10 protein-coding genes and 5 pseudogenes are annotated in these 17339 nt (G+C 67.6%); 11 read left to right on the top strand and 4 right to left on the bottom strand.

The window, feature by feature from the left end:
- Positions 1 to 155 precede the first annotated feature (155 nt).
- Positions 156 to 1394: an RNA-guided endonuclease TnpB family protein gene (locus OG689_RS40995; RefSeq protein ID WP_266328391.1), complete on the bottom strand. Its 1239-nt coding sequence runs from the start codon at positions 1392 to 1394 to the stop codon at positions 156 to 158.
- A 25-nt stretch (positions 1395 to 1419) separates the two neighbouring features.
- Here OG689_RS40995 and tnpA point away from each other — a divergent pair.
- The 8 genes and pseudogenes from tnpA to OG689_RS40955 all read left to right on the top strand — a co-directional run bounded on the left by tnpA (position 1420) and on the right by OG689_RS40955 (position 11291).
- Positions 1420 to 1865: pseudogene (gene tnpA / locus OG689_RS40990) on the top strand (IS200/IS605 family transposase).
- Between the two features lie 692 nt (positions 1866 to 2557).
- Positions 2558 to 3025 carry a hypothetical protein gene (locus OG689_RS40985; RefSeq protein WP_266328161.1) on the top strand — a complete coding sequence of 156 codons (468 nt, stop codon included), beginning with the start codon at positions 2558 to 2560 and terminating at the stop codon, positions 3023 to 3025.
- 2420 nt (positions 3026 to 5445) lie between these two features.
- Positions 5446 to 6015, top strand: a pseudogene (locus OG689_RS40980) (IS110 family transposase); the annotation flags it as partial.
- A 526-nt stretch (positions 6016 to 6541) separates the two neighbouring features.
- On the top strand, positions 6542 to 7663 hold the full coding sequence (locus tag OG689_RS40975) for a DUF6192 family protein (RefSeq protein ID WP_266328159.1): 1122 nt from the start codon (positions 6542 to 6544) through the stop codon (positions 7661 to 7663).
- Between the two features lie 3 nt (positions 7664 to 7666).
- Positions 7667 to 8095, top strand: a complete 429-nt coding sequence (locus tag OG689_RS40970; RefSeq protein ID WP_266328157.1) for a RacP protein — start codon at positions 7667 to 7669, stop codon at positions 8093 to 8095.
- 65 nt (positions 8096 to 8160) lie between these two features.
- Positions 8161 to 9014 (top strand): annotated as a pseudogene (locus OG689_RS40965) (IS5 family transposase).
- A gap of 1529 nt (positions 9015 to 10543) precedes the next feature.
- A pseudogene (locus tag OG689_RS40960) lies at positions 10544 to 10910 on the top strand (IS110 family transposase); the annotation flags it as partial.
- A 201-nt stretch (positions 10911 to 11111) separates the two neighbouring features.
- Positions 11112 to 11291, top strand: a complete 180-nt coding sequence (locus OG689_RS40955; RefSeq protein WP_266328155.1) for a hypothetical protein — start codon at positions 11112 to 11114, stop codon at positions 11289 to 11291.
- A gap of 1049 nt (positions 11292 to 12340) precedes the next feature.
- On the opposite strand, the gene OG689_RS40950 is transcribed toward OG689_RS40955, so the two are convergent.
- Positions 12341 to 12790 (bottom strand): plasmid pRiA4b ORF-3 family protein, encoded by a 450-nt coding sequence (locus OG689_RS40950; RefSeq protein WP_266328153.1) that lies wholly within the window; start codon positions 12788 to 12790, stop codon positions 12341 to 12343.
- 15 nt (positions 12791 to 12805) lie between these two features.
- Here OG689_RS40950 and OG689_RS44970 point away from each other — a divergent pair.
- From OG689_RS44970 to OG689_RS40940, 3 genes and pseudogenes are all read left to right on the top strand, one after another.
- Positions 12806 to 13318 (top strand): annotated as a pseudogene (locus tag OG689_RS44970) (helix-turn-helix domain-containing protein); the annotation flags it as partial.
- A 500-nt stretch (positions 13319 to 13818) separates the two neighbouring features.
- Positions 13819 to 15081 carry an ISL3 family transposase gene (locus OG689_RS40945; protein ID WP_266328087.1) on the top strand — a complete coding sequence of 421 codons (1263 nt, stop codon included), beginning with the start codon at positions 13819 to 13821 and terminating at the stop codon, positions 15079 to 15081.
- A gap of 124 nt (positions 15082 to 15205) precedes the next feature.
- Positions 15206 to 15439, top strand: a complete 234-nt coding sequence (locus OG689_RS40940; protein WP_266328389.1) for a DUF4193 family protein — start codon at positions 15206 to 15208, stop codon at positions 15437 to 15439.
- Positions 15440 to 15576: 137 nt separating this feature from the next.
- Here the strand turns inward: OG689_RS40940 and OG689_RS40935 are convergent, their stop codons facing one another.
- Together OG689_RS40935 and OG689_RS40930 are read right to left on the bottom strand one after the other, a co-directional pair.
- Positions 15577 to 15795 (bottom strand): hypothetical protein, encoded by a 219-nt coding sequence (locus OG689_RS40935; RefSeq protein WP_266328151.1) that lies wholly within the window; start codon positions 15793 to 15795, stop codon positions 15577 to 15579.
- Positions 15796 to 16110: 315 nt separating this feature from the next.
- A complete protein-coding gene (locus tag OG689_RS40930) occupies positions 16111 to 16521 on the bottom strand; it encodes a hypothetical protein (RefSeq protein ID WP_266328149.1) in 411 nt (136 codons plus the stop codon).
- Positions 16522 to 17339 lie beyond the last annotated feature (818 nt).

The following is a 17339-nucleotide window of genomic DNA, read 5'->3' as shown; positions in this document are numbered from 1 at the left end:
ATCGCCACCGTGATACCGGATACAGAGCCGGCTCCCCGCACGGGCAGGCAGGCTCACGACCGACGAGCAATTGGAGCGGCGCAGGCCGTCAGGCAGGGCTGCTGCCAGGGTAGAGCGGCCCGCATGGAGTCCGGTCAATTGACTTCCTCACCGCCCTAACGTGCGGTGATTCCCTCCACGCTGCGCGCGGATGGCGCGGCGCTCAGGCGGGTTCCTGCTTCACTGCGTGGTGCCGGGAGGAGTCCCGGTCTTACCTGCGCTCCACAGGCTGAGACCGCAAGTCCTGCGGCCTTGGCGACGTTGACCGCCGCGTTGACATCCCGGTCGAGCCGGCCGCCGCATCCCTGGCACTGCCAGACGCGGACGTCCAAGGGCTTGGGTCCGCCCTTGACGCCGCAGTTCGAGCAGACCTGCGAGGTCGGCTCGAAGCGGCCGATGCGCAGGAAGGTGCGCCCGTACCGGGCGGCCTTGTACTCCAGCATGGTGACGAACGCGGACCATCCGGCATCGTGGACGGGCCTGGCCAGGTTGGTGCGGGCGAGTCCCTTGACCGCCAGGTCCTCGACGGCGACCGCTTGGTTTTCGCGGATCACCTTCGTCGAGAGCTGGTGGTGGAACTCGCGCCGCGCGTCGGCGACCTTGGCGTGTGCCTCGGCGACCTTGAGCCGGGCCTTACCTCGGTTGTTGCTGCCCTTGGCCTTGCGGCTCAGGGACTGCTGCGCGCGCTTCAACTTCTTCTCGGCCCGGCGCAGGAACTTCGGGCTGTCGATCTTCGTGCCGTCGGACAGGATCGCGACGTGCGTCAGGCCCAGGTCGATCCCGACCACCGCGTCCGTGTCGGGCATGCGGGTCAGGTCGGTGTCCGGGTCGCTCTCCACCACGAACGAGCAGAAGTACCGCCCTGCGGCGTCCTTGACCACGGTCACCGTGGACGGCTCCGACGGCAGGACGCGGGACCACTTCACCCGCACGTCGCCGACCTTCGGCAACGACAGGTCACCGCCCGACGTGATCTTCCACCGGGCATTGGCGGTGAACCTGACGGCCTGCCGATTGTCCTTGCGGCTCTTGAAGCGGGGCGCGCCCGTACGCGGGCGCTTGCCCTTCAACCCGTCGAAGAAGTTCCGGTACGCGGTGTCCAGGTCCCGCAGCGACTGCTGCAGGACCACGGCGGACAACTCCCCGGGCCATTCGCGATCGGGGGTCTTCTTCGCCTCGGTGATCAGCGCCTTCGACAGGTCACCGGTCCTCGGGAACGGCAACCCGTCCGCACGGGCGGTCTCACGAGCCCGCAAGGCGTCGTTGTACACCACCCGCGCACACCCGAACGCACGCGTCGGCGCAGAACGCTGAGACCCGTTCGGGTAGAGGCGGAAGGAGTACCGAAGCCGCACGATGATCACCGTACCGTGTTGGTTCATGGCTGAGTATCAGAACATCAGAACAGGCAGGCACTGCGCGTTCGTTCTCCACGCGCACTCGGTCTTCGTGACGAAGTACCGGCACAAGGTGTTCACCGACCGGCACCTGACGCGCCTCGAAGAGATCATGCGCAGCGTCCGCGCGGACTTCGAGGTGGAGTTGGCCGAGTCCAACGGCGAGAACAACCACGTCCACCTGCTGGTCGACTTCCCGCCGAAGGCCGCCCTGTCGAAGCTGGTCAACAGCCTCAAGGGCGTCAGCTCCCGCCGGATGCGCCCGGGGGCACCTCCCGGCCGCAGGCTGGGGGAGAGTACCCCGAACTGGTTCGCCACTACCGGCGCGCACAGCGCCTGAGGTCCGGCTCCTACTTCGCCGGATCGGTCGCCGGCGCTCCCCAGTCGACAGTCCGCCAGTACATCGAACAGCAGAACCGGCCTGCCTAGCTGAGGTCCACCGCGCGAGAGGGTGCTCCGACCCCGGTCAGAGCACCACTCAGAATCGCTTCACCACCGGACTGAAGCCCGGCGCACCGCGATCAGATCCGGTAGCCGCCATGGCGGTGTAAACGCCGTTTACTCTGCGACCAACGGAGGCCAGAGTGCGAGGAGCGCTCAGGTGTAAACGGCGTATACATCCCGCGGTGCCGGGACAGCGGGATGCGGCTGCGCCCGAGAATTCGGATTTCGTGGCTCGGGAGGTGAAGTCGCATGACTTCACCCAGACCCCAGCGGCCAACTGCGGGTGCACGCCAGCCAGGGCGAGTCCGTAGTCGCGAAAGGACGCGCCTGGCCAATCGTGGCCGGTGAGATCCCCTCACCGGCCACGCAGCCACGGACTCTCCAGGGCGGCGCCGTCAGGTGCCTACGTCAGCAGCCTTCAAAGTCTCTCCACGGCGGCGCGGCCCAAGGCAGTGCTCCACTCACGCGCTTCGCGCCGACCGTGGGTTCCATCCAGAAGGCGTCAGCGAGGGTCATTTTGGCGTAGCCGTTCGTCCGCGGGGGCGTGCGCTCCACAACCCTGTTGTCGTCGGACTGGATCGGGGCCGGCACACCCTGGAACCGTTTCGGATGTTTGTCCCAGCTCGGATATCGGTGCGTTCAACTGGGCTCGGGGTTCGCCCGGGTCGCGGTTGACCTTGAAGGCTTCTGGAAGTGGCGGCGACCTGATCGTCGATGCCTGGCAGGCCGCCCACCCCGACCAGCCGAAGTTCCCCGACCGCCGCACCGGAGAGCTGGTCGACCCGCAGTTCGCCAGCCGGGCCCGCCACGTCTCTACCAGCTACGTCAACAACACCATCATCCCGATGCTCCGCCGCAAGGCCGGAGTTCCGGCCGCCGACGTCCGCGGCAACATCACCAGCCACCGTGCCCGGTCCACCATCGCCAGCCAGCTCTACAACGCCAAAGAATCGATGACGCTGTTCGAGCTTCAGGCCTGGCTCGGGCACCACTCCCCGCAATCCACCCAGTACAACCCGAAGATCACGCCCAACACCCTGTCCAAGGCACACTCCGAAGCCGGCTACTTCGAGCGCAACGTGCGCACCATCGAGGTCCTGGTCGACCGCGACGCTGACGCCTCCGGCGCCGGCCGCGGCCGGTGAATCATGGCAGCACTACGACCTCGGACACGGCTACTGCAGTCACGCCTTCTTCGAGCGGTGCCAGCATCGATTGGCCTTCACACGCTACGACTTCTACACCCCCAAGCATCCAGCAAGGGCGAGCTCCGGGAGGCCAAGGAGAACCTGCAGGAGATGCTCTCGACCAATCCCCCTCACCGACGACGAACGCGCCGCCGTCGACGACGGACAAGCCGTCCGTCGACCAGCTACTGAAGCTGCTCTACGACGTCCCCACACCGGCAGGCCGACTCCTCGGCAGATCGGTATCTCAGCGCAGGCCACCCTGCTGCCTGTCCTTGAGATCAACCAGAAGCCGACTGAGTAGTAGCGATCAGCGGTCCAGCCTGTGTCGGATGTAGTCCGGCTGGGCCGCACCGACCTCGATGCGGTTCTCGTCGAGGCCGTTGACGATCCGCAAACAGCTCTCGGTGAAGGCGAACTCCACCGCCACCGTTCCGGCTGCCAGGTCACGGTCTGTCGGCCGCCACTCAAGCAGCGCGACCTCGCGCAGTTCCTGGCCGACGAACGCTCCAGGCGTTCATCGCTGTGAGACCACTGGGGGGTGAGCTCGAACCACTCCCATCCGGTGATGGTCGCTGCGGTGTTGATCGTGTTCCAGCCGATCGAGAGTTCATCGAGCTTCGAGTGGCAAACCTCCACCTGGGCGCCGTCGAAGTCCAGCACCAACGGCCAGTCGGCAAACCAGTCTCCGTCCTCGACGAAGCGCACCAAGGCGAACCCCGTCAGCCGCCCACCAACGAGCGTCGCCAGACGTGATCCGTGGCCTGCAGAACAGCCGCGATCCCGACCAGAAAGGACGGCTTGAAACCAGAGATCCCCATGTCCGCAGCAGCTGAGTCTCCCTGCCTGCGGCCCAACCGGCCACCCGCAAAGGAAGCGGCAGGATCCTCGGCGGCACTTGACAGCTTCGATTCCACAGAATGATCCGTTCGACATGCCCATCGACCGGGCCGGAGCTCCAGCGGAGTGAGGCCCCATGACGGCCTCCCATCCTGTCCGAAGACCGCCCTGTCACTCATCTGCCACTCGTAGCCGCTGTGAACACGCTCGGACCAGCTCCCGCAGCCCGGGCACGCCAGTCTCGATGTCCGGCCCCGGACATGCACCCGAATCGACCGGCCGACCGTTCTGATCAAGTCCACCTGCAGCAGCGCGAACTGTGGGGGACGGGCCAGCCCGGAGCTCAGCAACAGACATCCGGTCATGATCGCCAACTCCCAGGATTCCTGGGCGGCTTTCACGGAACTCGCGCCTGGGCCAGTCTGCTGTGTCCGCTGACAGTCAGTGCCTGGCGCTGCTTCACCTGACACTGGAGCTTCAGGAGCAGGTCGGCAGCTTCACCCGGACACCCAGAGCGGCACGTCCGGGTTGGCCCGGCTCCTGATCATCGAATCCCGTCGGCCGTCCGGCTGTACATAGCCGGTCAAGAGGACATCAGCCCGCAGTTCACAGCTGAGACCATCCGTCGCGAAGGCGCCAGCTGGACAACTTGAGCCGGATGAAGCCTCCTGGATCCGGACGGGACACCATGGCGGGGCGGTTCTCCAAGCGTCGGACAAGCCAGCACCCGCTCGGCGATGTAAACGCCGTTTACACCGTGGCCGACGCCGGGGTCACAGTCGTGGGGAACGCTCTGAGGTAACGGCGTTTACATCCCCGCAGTGCCGAGGCAGCAGGATGCGGCTGCGCCCGACGATTCGGACATCACGCCAGCTGGCTGACGGACTGCCCTAGTGAACTTCGAAGGGAACAGTGTCGCTTGAATTTCAACATAGTTGACGAAGCAACATGTTCTGTGAGAGCGATCCTAAGCGCGACGCCACTCGCGGACCATAGTGCTCCCGCCCTCTCCGGGGCGCCGCCTGAAGCCGAAATGCCCGCGCCTTGGCACTATCCGTCAGGTGCGTTGTAGGACGGGGCGCTACAGGTAGCAGCTGCCAGTGGCTGCCGACCGCGACCACTGGATCACGGACCACCGATGAGCAGGGCCCGAGTCGACAACTATCCGGCCCAAACGCATTGACCGGATGCCTTCGCGATTTGTGGCAACCAGCACCACGCTCGGTTCGAACACCGCGGTGACCACCACGACGTCATCCATCACGCGGACGCCCCCCGCTATGTTTTTCGCGGTCCTGCAAGAGGGCCGCTGGCCTCCGGGCCCGGCATGACTGTGTCCCCCTGTCGAAGAGATGACCTGGGGGGGGTGGTGTCACCGGGCCCGGGAGGTGCCGTCGGAAACGCTGATGAGAGGTCCGGCCACCGCCCGGTCCGGCGCAATGCCGGACGGCCCGCGGGCGACAGGTCTGCATAACGTGGATGCGCGCGTACGACACCACCACCAAGGCCGGCCCGTCCGACTCCCCTGGAAGGGTGCGATGTTCAACACCGAAGACGTGGGCGTGTTCCTCGGCCCGGACGTCGGCAAGACCGCTCACCACGGCCACGGCCTGACCCCGGCAGGCAAGAAGGTCTTCGACAAACCGCTGCCCAACAGCGAGCCGAAACTGCGGGCCGTCCTCGAGAAACTGACCGCGAAGTTCGGCACCGTCCTGGTGATCGTGGACCAGCCCGCCTCCATCGGCGCCCTGCCCCTGACCGTCGCCCGCGACGCCGGCTGCCAGGTCGCCTACCTTCCAGGCCTCGCCATGCGACGAATCGCCGATCTCTACCCCGGCGAGGCGAAGACCGACGCCAAGGGCGCCGCCGTGATCGCGGACGCGGCCCGCACCCTGCGCTCGCTGGAACTCACCGACGAGATCACCGCCGAGCTCACCGTCCTGACCGGGTTCGACCAGGACCTCGCCGCCGGGGCCACCCGCACCTCCAACCGGATACGCGGCCTGCTCACCCAGTGCCACCCCAGCCTGGAGCGCGTCCTCGGCCCCCGCCTCGACCACCAGGCCGTCACCTGGCTCCTTGAGCGCCACGGCTCCCCGGCCGCCCTGAGTGCCTGTGTCTGAACCCTCACTTTGGGTAGCATGGAGCCCTAGCCTGGTCTGGTGTCCGAGGGCGCCGGGCGGGTCGGAGAGCGGAAGTGCAGGGGCTGTGACGTACGGCTGAGGCCGGGGTCGCGGCCGGATGCCGTGTACTGCTCGACTGCGTGTCGTGCCAGGCAGTGGCGGGTTGACCGCCGGTTGCGCAAGCGGGTGGCGGCCGAGATCAGCGGCGCCGGTCGGGTCGAGTGCCCGGAGTGCAGCGAGCGGTGGGTGGCCGGGGTGGATCGGCGATCGAACGCCGTCTACTGCTCGCGGCGATGCGTGACGAGGGCTTGGAGGGCCCGGACTGATTCGTTCGGTGAACGGTCACATTGACCGTTGAGCGAACGGCCCATTCGGTCGGAACCGGTCAGGTCCGTTCATCTGAACGCCCATTGTTGTGATCAACGTATTACCGGCTCGACTCTGCTGGCGAAGCGGGCCGTTGTCCCGTGCGGCCAACGGCCGTGCCCGGCCCGCGGGTTGGTGGTGAACCATGCCCGAGGAGATAGAGACGGCCGACAGGGTCGGCAGCGTCAGCACGAGCCGCTACGAGCAGATCGTGGCCGAGCTGCTCAAGGTGGTGGAGGCCCAGTCGAGGGGCCAGTTCGTCATCGGCGACGGCGCGCTGGAGATCGAGCCGATGCGCGACCAGTACGCCCAGGGCGAGCGGAGCGAGGGGCTCTTCACGGTCAAGGAGTCGGTGTTCCGCCTGGCGGAGGACATCGGTCTCACCTACAAGACCGTGTCAACGGTGCGGTGGGTGGCGTCGAAGTGGCCGAAGGAGCGCCGGCAGGACAAGGTGTCGTTCACGGTCCACCGGATCCTGGCGCGGATCGAGGACGAGGAGGAACGGTTCGCCGCCATCCTCACCCCGCCGGAGGGCAAGTCCCGCTGGACGCCGGATGAGGCCAAGCGCCGGGTCGGCTGGCAGGTCACGAAGCCGATCACCCCGCAGGAGAAGGTAAGCGCCATCCACTCCCTCGCCCAGGACGAGGAGGTCGCCGCGACGGTGACCGGCGACTTCCTGCGGCGCCCGACCGTGGTCGCGCAGGTCAAGGAGGAGGACAAGGTCCGGGTGGTCGAGGAGCTTACCCGCGACGACAAGGTCGCCGCGGCGGTCGCTCCGGACTTCCTGCGGCGCCCGGCAGTCGTCGCCCGTGTCGCCCAGCAGGACAAGGTGCGGGTGGTCGAGGAGCTTACCCGCGACGACCAGGTGGCCGCGGAGGTGACCGCTGGCCTGCTGCGGCGACCGGACGTCGCGTTCCGCGCGATGTCGGACGACACCGCCCGCCACCAGGTCAACAACGCCCAGAACGAGCGCGGGCGGCAGGCCCGCGAGCACTTCGAGCAGAGCAGCCCCGTCGCGCCGGCGATCCGCGGACTCGACCGGTCGGTGGAGTTCCTGGACCTGATCACGGCCTGCCACGCGTTCGTCGCCGCCTCCGGCCGGGTCGTCCCGGGCCTGCGCGACCGCCAGCTCGGCGACGACGAGCGTGTGATCATCCACGAGAACGTCGCCCGGGTCCGGGCGACGCTGGACTGGATCGAGACGGCCGTCGACACCGGGAAGGTCGACGTCGACGACGAACTGGCGCGGCTCCTGCAAGGCGAGTAGGCGATGCCTCGCGCCTCACAGCGCAGGTCGCTCGCCGCCGAGCGGCACGCCCACACCGTCCGCTTCGTACTCTTCGAGGCGAGGCCGGCCGGGCTGACCTTCGATCAGCTGGGCAGGGCTTCCGCCCTGAGCACGAGCCAGGTCCGCGCGGGCCTGGCCTGCCTGCGGGACATCATCACCGAACAGGGCTGGCCACCCCTGATCTGGAACCGGGCGGACGGCTACAAGTTCTGCTCCGACCCCGTTGAGCTGCAGGCATACGAGGTCGCGGTGATCCGCGGGAAGCTCACCGAGATCCGCCGGTTCATCACCGGCGTCGTCGCCCCGCACGCGGTCCTGCAACCGAAGGGCCGGTGGATCAAGCACCTGAACACCCAGCTCAACTCGGTTGAATCCACGCTCGACGTGATCGCCGACTACAGCGACGCATGAACACCGGGTCCGGCCGCCGAAGGCGGCCGGACCGCCAACTCGACATCAGGGAAGGGAAGTTCGTGGTGCGTCGCCGCTGCTATCCCTCGGACACCTGGGACGACGAGTGGGCGTTGATCGAACCCCTGCTGCCGACCCCGGCCTGCGAGACGAAGGCCGGTGGCCGGCCGGAGAAGCACCCGCGCCGGGAGATCGTGGACGCGATTCGGTACGTCGTGGACACGGGATGCAAGTGGCGCGCGCTGCCGAAGGACTTCCCGCCCTGGCGCACTGCCTATGGCTTCATGGCCCGCTGGGCGGCGGCCGGGGTGATCGGTCAGATCCGTGACCGGCTCCGCGAGCGTGTCCGGCGCGACATGGGACGGTCCCCCGGAGCGGTGGCCACCATCATCGACTCGCAGTCGGTGAAGGCCGCCGAGACCGTCGGGCGGGACAGCCGGGGCTACGACGCGGCGAAAAAGACATCAACGGGCGGAAGCGGCACCTGGTCGTGGACACCAAGGGCCTGCCGCTGTTCGTCATGGTCACCCCCGCCGACATCACCGACCGCAACGCGGCGAAGGAAGTGCTGTTCCGGCTGCGGTTGATGCACCCGGAGATGACCATCGTCTGGGCCGACTCCGCCTACGCCGGACAGCTCGTGACCTGGGCGAAGAAGTACCTGAACCTCACCATCAAGACGGTGAACCGGCCCAAGGACGCGAAGGGGTTCGTCGTCCTGCCCCGCCGCTGGGTGGTCGAGCGCACGCACGCCTGGGATATGCACGCCCGCCGGCACGCGCGAGACTACGAACGCCTCGTCCAGCACAGCGAGTCACTGATCACCTGGGCCGCGATCACCCTGATGACCAGGCGCATCACCCAGAGACAGTCCCGCCGCAAGGGCCAGCCAGCATCCCGCGAGAGCCAGCGGGACTGAATGTTCGGGAACAACAGGTCCCGGACCTCGCGAAACCGGCTCGGCTCCACTCTCCCATCACCCCTGGCGGCCCGTCAGCCCATTCCCGGCGCTGAGGTTGCCAGCTGGCCGATGATGTTGTTGTTCGTTCGGAAACGGGATGAGCGGGCCGGGCCCGGGAGTGTGGTGGGCCGCCTGGAGATGATCAGCGGCCCTGCCCTGCGCTGCAGGCCCTGGCCCGAGCTGATGCCCGACCACCGTCCCGTCCTGGTCCTGACCCGCCGCCCCCGGCTGGCTCCCGGTCCTCGAAGATGGCTGGGCCGACCGCGACACCGCGCCCGCGCTGGCCGTCGGTCCCCCAACCGGCCTGGTCAGCTGTTCTCAACGACTACCGGATGACCATCCACCGGCCCGGCGGGACCGACCTGGTTCGAAGGCGAGGCCGCCGCCACCCGCGAAGGGCGCAAGACGGTCCATGCGCATCGCAACCTGCTGCTGATCACTGGACCGTTCACCAGCGTCTTCGACTTCCAGCCCGCCGCCGCGGTCGGCCAGCTGTTGCTCCTCACCACGCCGATCCGGCTCGCCGACGGCCTCTGATCCCAGCCCTGTTCGACTTCTGACCTGGGCTAACGCTGTCCGGAGGATTGAACGCAGGTACTCAAGAAGCCACGCCCGTCACAGGACGGGGGCTCGCCAACGCGTGGGGTCCGCCACATGGCGGACTCCACGCGTTGGCGAGCCCCCACGGGCAGCACTGCCCGATGGAGTGCGGCGGCCGAGCTGCCGGGTGCGATCAGCTTCTTACAGCCGCCATGGTGCGGATCAGATTGGGCCCGAGAGGTATCCAGTCGAGTACCATGCGCCGGTCGCTAGGTCGTGCATCATCACGGAACAATTCAGGTTGGAGTAGGTGCGCCAAGGGAAGACGTAGCTCCTTACCTGCCCGGGGGGCGCGTAGAAGCTCCCCTGGTCAGCGAGTCGGAAGGTCGTCGTACTGGGGTAGTCGTAGTAGCAGTTCAGGTTGAAGTCGAGATGCTTGGTTGCGGTACTCTGATTCAGAAAGCTTGCCTGCCACCCATTGGCCATCATGATGTTGCAGAGATATCCACCATCGACCGACCTGCATGTCCGGTCCCCCACTTGGGCTGCCGATGCTGCAGGAGCTAGGGTGATCCCTCCCGCGGCCAGAGCGAGGGCCGCAGCGGCAGTTCCGGCAATACGCCGTAGGGAATTCAAGAATGCCTCCTTAATGTGCCAACCTCGCGTGACGACACCGAGGCGTGGACTAAAGTTGGTGCTCTGCGCATGGGACGGTCAACCTCGGTGTACGATATTTGGGCCCATTGCCCTACCCGATTGGGTCGTTAGGCTCAACCGGTTATGGGATTTTGCCTGCTCGGCGGCGAGGAGATCCGGGGTCTTACCCCGCTGCGAGACCAGCATCAGGTGTTCGGTTCACAACGCCGATCCAACTCGTCAGCGGCATCTGACCTGATCCCTGTTCGATTCCTGACCCGGGCTGACGCTGCTCTGAGGAATGCAAACAGGCACTGAGAAAAGCCGGACGCCGCAGACTGGTCGAACTGATCCGCCCCCAAGCCCCGCGCATGGCCCAGCGATTGATCGACGACGTCTTCGACGCCCTCGACGAACAGACCGTGGTCGTCCCCGGCGCCGGCACACTCGACGTGGTCATCCCGTCCCTGCGCGCCATGTTCCTCTCGGTCTTCGCCTGCATGAACGCCGCCCCCGCCTCCCGCACCTACCACGACCGGCAACGAGCCTGCGGCAAAACCCACACCCAGGCCCTCCTCCGCCTCGCCCGCCAACGCATCAGCGTCCTGTTTGTTCGCCATGCTCCGCGACGGCACCCTCTACGAGTCCCGAACCCCAGCCGTCACCCTCGCCGCATGACCACCCCAAACAGCACCAAACCCGGCACCACGTCCTTGACGAAAGACACAGAGGCCCTCCAACATCGCCACACCTACTCTGGTCCGACTCGGCGCCGCACTGGCGGCGCATCGGGGTACGGGCGCCTACGGCTCCGACGGGAAGGGCAAGGTCTCGGGCAGATACCGGCAGGGGAAGAACAACCAGGTGGGGAAGGCGAGCATGGGAGCGGTCGAGCAGGTGGGGGAGTGGTCCGCGACGCGTGTCACCCGGCGGGCCCACGCGATGATCCGGGACAGGCTCGAGACCGTGGACAACCCGTTCACGGCCATCACGATCGAGCAAAACACCCGTCACGCGCTCGGCGATACCTCCCGAGCAGCGTGCTCACCGGCGGGCTGACCGACCACCAAGCGCGGCAACACGCCCTGCCCGTCTCCATGGCTGCGTCGGCGTCCCCGCCACTGTACGGAGGTATGGACGAGTACGCTCAGTGGGCCCTCGCCAGACACAAGGAACTACTGTGCAGCAGAGAGTGTTCGTCATCTCTCCAGCCGCACACGCCGCGGTGATGGCAGCGGCGACGACGCTCGACATAGCCGGTACCGCCACGCTCGAACGGGAGACGGATCCACCGGTCCCGACCAGGCTGCTGGTACTGCCCGAGCCAGTGGTGTTCTCCCATCGGGTGGGGTCGCTCTCGGGCGTCACCGCGTACGGGGTGGACGCCCATCCCGCTGTTCTACGGATGGCATCCGGTGGAGGGCGGCACACCGGGCGTGCGGGTGACAACGTCGCTGATGCGGCGACCAGGTCCACGTCGCCCGCTGATCCCAGGTTTACGCAGGGTGGTGCGCGCCGCGGGCAATGGTGTGCGGCGCGCACCACCACCGATCCTCCCAGATCCAACACCGGGTCCCGCACGGGCCGTCCGATGACGGGCCCTTCTGGCCCTTCAGGGTGTTTGGCACTGCCTACGATCCAGCCTCTGTCCCTTTGCCGACCCACCATCCGCCGCAGCGCTGCCGGTTGGGGCCGGACCGCGGCACTAATCTCGCTGCAGGCCCGTGTCAGATCGCCCTCAACTCCGGAAGGAGCAGGGAGAGTTTGGGCAGGCCACGGTCGGCCGTCCGGGAATCGCCGGCCGCTGGCCCCTTCACTTCATCCACAGCAGCGGGGCGGGTTGTCCAGGGCCCGCCAGGTGGCGTCCCCGATCCTTGCGTCGACGTTGAGGTGCGCACAGTTCTGGAGCCAGCAGAGGACTTGGCCCGTGGCGGGACCGAAGTCGGCGTCGATGGCCAGGTGGGTGGCGCAGTCCGTAGTGTAGGAGCCGGTCGCTACGCCGGTATCCGTCCGGCGCGGGACACTAGTGCAGCGCCCCACTGATCCTGCGAGGGTCAGGATCGCCCCGGCCGTGGTGGCCGGGGCGTTCGATGCCACACGGTGGGGCGTCAGTTCTCGATCAGGATGGCCGCGAAGCCGGACAGTGCGCTGTTGACCTCTGCCAGGTCGAAGGCAGCGGGATCGAACTGGTCGGCGGTGTCGAGGCCGAGCCATTCGAGGCGTTCGTCGTGTTCTTCGTGGCCGGGGGCGGCGAGGATCTCGATCAGGTACTCGTACCCCCACATCCCGCCGCAGTCCTCAGGCGGGCACGCACGGCGGCCGGTGAGGCAGCGGGGGTAGGCGATACCCGGTTCGGCGTCGGTGACGGCCTCGACGAGGATGTCGTGCTCCCAGTTGCCGGCGCACAGCCCGTTCACGGTGGTCTGGGACAAGAACCAGCGGGCGGCTCTGGAACAGTTGGTCCACTCGCGCACCGCGCCTCTGCGGCGCATCCAGCGAGCTGCGGTGGCCCTGGCCGCCGCCGACGGTGTCTCCAGCGCGGCTATCCCCGCAGCCACCGGTTGCACATCGTTACCGTCAGGCGCTGGCGCAAACGGTTCCACCACGAGGGAACGGCCGCTCTGGAGGACCGCAGCAGGCCCGGCCGCCCACGTCGCTACGGGCCCGAGGTGCCCCTTGCAATCGTCGCCGCGGTGACGTCCGTCAAACCCGCCCCGACAGTCAATGGACCCACAGGTCGATCGCCAAGTCCCTTGCCGCCCGTCGCTCCGCCTCCCAGATCGGGCGGATCCTGGCCGACCTGGACCTCAAGCCCCACCTCGTCCGCGGCTGGCTCACCCGCCCCGACGACCCGGAGATCCACAGCAAGGCCGCTGAGGTGTGCGCCCTCTACCTGCATCGTCCGCCCGGGTCGGTGGTGCTCAGCGTGGACGAGAAGACCGCCATGCAGGCCCGCTCGCGGCGCCACGGCACCCCTCCATCGTCGCGGCCTTGGCCTGCTGGAAAGCCTTGGCCACGGCGGTTGTAGTCGGTCCGTAGCGGCCGTCGACGGTGGCCTGCTGGCCGGCCGCTGCGCCGAGCAGTAGCCGCGCGCGCATCCGGGCCTTGCCCGCCTTCCCGGCTGGTCGTCCACGGGCGCTCCCCATGGTGCCGGCGTGCCGGGCTGGGCGGGTGCGCTGCCGCCTGGGGGGCCGAAGCCGGGCTTCAGTGCCGCGATAGACCTTGCGCCCCTCGCCTACGCGGGGAAAGGGCTGGGTAGTGACCGCAGACGCCACGGACGGGGTCTACAACCTCTCGTCCACCCCAACGTCACCTGCACCAGCCCGCCACGTGGAACCCGGAGGTCGTGGCGCCTGCGGACCAGTTGACTGATCGCCGAAGCTCAGCCGAGCCGGGCGCCTGCGCCCTCATGTGCCCACGTGGCCAAGGGACGCGGTCTCGCCGCGTCTGCCGGGCCTGTGCTCCCATTTGTGGCTCTTGTGCTCCATCTGTGGGTCGCTGAGGAGCGCCTGACGCAGTACACGCCGTCCCCTGTGCAGATCTTGAGGTGTTGAGGCCCGAGATCGGTTTGCGCAGGGAGAACGGCGTGCGGTTCACCACGGTATTGAACGCGCTGGTCGGATGCGAGCAGGCGGTGCCGGAGGACGTGCGGTTCGAGGTAGATGCGCAGGTCATCGTGGTCGCGGTCCGGCCGAGGTCTCGGGCGCGTCGCCGTTGCGGGATCTGTGGGAGCCGCTGTCCGGGGTTCGACGCCGGTGCGGGGCGTCGGCGCTGGCGTCACCTGGACGCTGCCGGCCTCAAGCTCTACCTGGAGGCCGACGCGCCCCGGGTGACCTGCCGGCGGCACGGGGTGGTGGTCGCCGCCGTCCCCTGGGCCCGCCACGACGCCGGGCACACCCGCGACTTCGATCAGCAAGTCGCCTGGATGGCCACCGAATGCTCCAAGGCGGCCACTGCCCAGCTGATGCGGACTGCCTGGCGCACGGTCGGCGCGATCATCACCCGCCACCAGGCCGACGCCGACGCCGGGATCGACCGGCTCGCCGGCCTGCGGCGTGTCGGCATCGACGAGATCTCCTACCGGCGCGGGCAGAAGTACATGACCGTCGTGGTCGACCACGACTCCCGACGGGTGGTGTGGATGGCGGACGGCCACGGCAAGGACGTACTGCGCTCCTTCTTCGACGTGCTGGGCGCCGACCGCGCGCACGGGCTCACCCACATCAGCGCCGACGGCGCCGAGTGGATCGCCGACGTGGTCGCCGAGCGCGCTCCCAACGCGGTACGCGCCATGGACCCGTTCCACGTCGTGGCCTGGGCCACCGAGGCCCTGGACGAGGAACGCCGCTCCGCGTGGAACCGGGCACGACGCGAGGCCGCCGACCCCGAACTCGCCCGCCGCCTCAAGCACTCACGCCACGCGTTGTGGAAGAACCCCGAGGACCTCACGCCCCGCCAGCAGGTCAAACTCGCCTGGATCGCGACCAACGACCCCCGCCTGCACCGCGCCTACCTGCTGAAGGAGGGCCTGCGCACGATCTACCGGATCGCCGCCGAGGAGGGCGTCCAGGCCGCGGTGAAGGCCCTGGACCGATGGCTGTCCTGGGCCGCCCGGTGCCGCCTTCCGGCCTTCACCGACCTCGCTCGCAAGATCAAGCGCCACTACGAGGCCATCCTCCACGCGATCATCGAGAAGCTGTCCAACGGCCTGATCGAGTCGACGAACACCAAGACCCGCTTGATCATCCGCCGAGGCTTCGGCTTCCGTTCCGCCGAGGCCGTCATCGCCCTCGTCATGCTCTGCCTCGGCGGCAACCGCCCCACCCTGCCCCGACGCCAACTCGCATGACCCGACCCACAGGTCCAGCACAAGAGCCCCATTTGTGCTCTCATCGAACCGGTGGCGTCCTCGAAGCGGCTGGCAGGCGCGCGTTGGCCGCTGCCGCGCCCACCATCGAGCTCACCGCAAGGGGATCCCCGCAGTGGCCACAAATTTCGATATCCCGCGCACGAGCGAGGACGACCAGCTCGAAGCCGAGGACCTCCTGGAGCTGCCCGGCGCGGACCTCTCGGACGAGGAACTCAGCGTCCGGGTGCTCCCCAAGCAACAGGACGAGTTCACCTGCAGCAGCTGCTTCCTCGTCCACCACCTCAGTCGACTTGCACGCATCAAGAACCAGGACCAGATCTGCCGCGACTGCGACTGACCTGCCTCGGGAGCAGCCACCCGGTGTCGGAAAGGGCTCGCGCTGCCGCATCCGGCTCGGGCGGGCAGTCGGTCGCGCGCTGTTCGCCGAGCCCCCTCCACCCATGGGCCCGGCGGTGAGGCCGGCCCGCCGTTCGGTCAGGGGTTGGGGTTGTGGCGGGTCAGAGTGGACGGGCCCAGGCCGAGGAAGAACGTCAGGACCAGCGGGGCCGACTCGGGATCGCGGGGCCGGGCGTCGTAGCAGGCCCAGCCGCAGAAGGTCGTCGGATTCCACGGCGCTGGCCGCGCACATTCGGCGCAGACCATGAACGGCACAGGCCCGACCTCGGCGTACTGCTCCATGACCATCACCGCCAAGCCCGTTCCCCAAGCCCAACGGTACGACCACATCGCCCTCCGCATAGGCGGTGGCGAGGCACTCACGCTGCTCCGGCTCACAAGGCTGCGCACGGCACGGCCTCCGGTTCGGTGGTGGGACGCGGTGTCCCAGCGGGCGATGCGGGTTGCTGTCGGAGCGGTGGCTGATTCCGCCCGCTTTCGGCCGCCAGGCCGTGCATCAGCCGAGAGAATCATCGGCTGATGCACGTGCTGCGCCTGCTTGTGATGGCGTCCGGCCCCTGTTCCCGCTCCTGGGTGCTATGCCTGGTACGGGGGTCGTCGGCTCGGGGCGGATCAGAGTGACGTTGTACGGTACTGCCTGACCACGCCTGAGGTCAGGTCACTCATACCCAGATAGCAAATGCCGCCCGCGGGAACCGCCGAGGCATTGAAGAAGAAACTGTTGACGTGGTTCGGGTAGGAAATGAAGGACCCTCGATCTGAAAGCAGGGCAGTGCCGCCAGCGCCAGGCCGAAAGGATTTGCAGACCAGGTAGAAGTGGAGACGCTTGGGATATGCGCTCCGATTCAGGAAACTCGCATTGTACCCCGCATCCGAACGCGTGAGACAGAGCCTCCCGCCATCAACGCTGGAGCAGGTGGTCTGGGTGGTCATGGCTGAAGCTGCAGGGGCCATGCTGATACCCCCTGTCAGCAGGGCAAAGACCGCAACACCCGCACCAACGAACCGCTTCACTGGGGACATTAAGCTTCTCCTTTCACCGCACCGCAATGATTCCGTTCATCATCCGGAAATCCTTACGAGGGATGACCAGGGAAGCAGCCTCCTGTGGGGCGAGTCAATGACAATCGCATAGCGGCAATTAAATAGGTCCAGTGGATCAATTTGCACCGTCTACGAACTATGTCATCAGGTGATCTAATGGGCGGCGACTGGCGATCAATTGAATCGCGGGCAGACCTGGCAAGTCGGTGATCTGACGAACGTTCAGCGACCAACTGGAGCCGCTTCCAGCAGTCAGCAGTGGATCGTCGCGGCAACCAGCGGGGACCATCGGCAGGTAGCGCGCGGAAGGCAGCACCCGGAGTCGGGGCAGGCTGCGTACCGGGACCTGCCGGAGTGGCACGAGCCGTGGACGAAACAGCCTCAGAGCAACCGCGGGATCCTCAGCTACCTGCGCAGGCGCGGGACATGGCGGTACGTCATCCCGGAGAAGCCCGGTCAGACTGCCGATCGCGACGAGCGGGGCCGGCAGAGCGACCGGCCACCGCTTCGAGGCGCGCCACAAGAACGCGACACCGTCGAGAAGGCGACCAACCGGCCGAACAGCCTCCGCTCCGCCACGGCCGGATCGCCCAGCCGCACACCTTCCGACCTCTCCCGACGTAATAGGCACGCCCGGAGGGCCCAATTTTCCGAGGCCTCGCCGGTGAGCCTCACCAAGGGGCGCTTCAACCGAGCCTTTCGCCCGGCCGCCGGTCCTGCCCTCCTTTCGCCTGACCAGCACGTTTACTTGACCATGGCGACTTTTCATCAGCCCTGGTCGCACGCGCCCGAGCAGC

The organism is Kitasatospora sp. NBC_00240 (assembly GCF_026342405.1).
In the GTDB taxonomy this organism is placed as follows: Bacteria; Actinomycetota; Actinomycetes; order Streptomycetales; family Streptomycetaceae; genus Kitasatospora.
This window is presented reverse-complemented; position numbering and strand designations above follow the sequence as displayed.

What these genes read in the sequence shown, in the direction of transcription:
- OG689_RS40975 (WP_266328159.1), top strand. Translation starts at nt 6,542, where the DNA reads ATGCCCGAGGAGATAGAGACGGCCGACAGGGTCGGCAGCGTCAGCACG.
- OG689_RS40930 (WP_266328149.1), bottom strand. Translation starts at nt 16,521, where the DNA reads ATGTCCCCAGTGAAGCGGTTCGTTGGTGCGGGTGTTGCGGTCTTTGCC.
- OG689_RS40955 (WP_266328155.1), top strand. Translation starts at nt 11,112, where the DNA reads ATGGGAGCGGTCGAGCAGGTGGGGGAGTGGTCCGCGACGCGTGTCACC.
- OG689_RS40970 (WP_266328157.1), top strand. Translation starts at nt 7,667, where the DNA reads ATGCCTCGCGCCTCACAGCGCAGGTCGCTCGCCGCCGAGCGGCACGCC.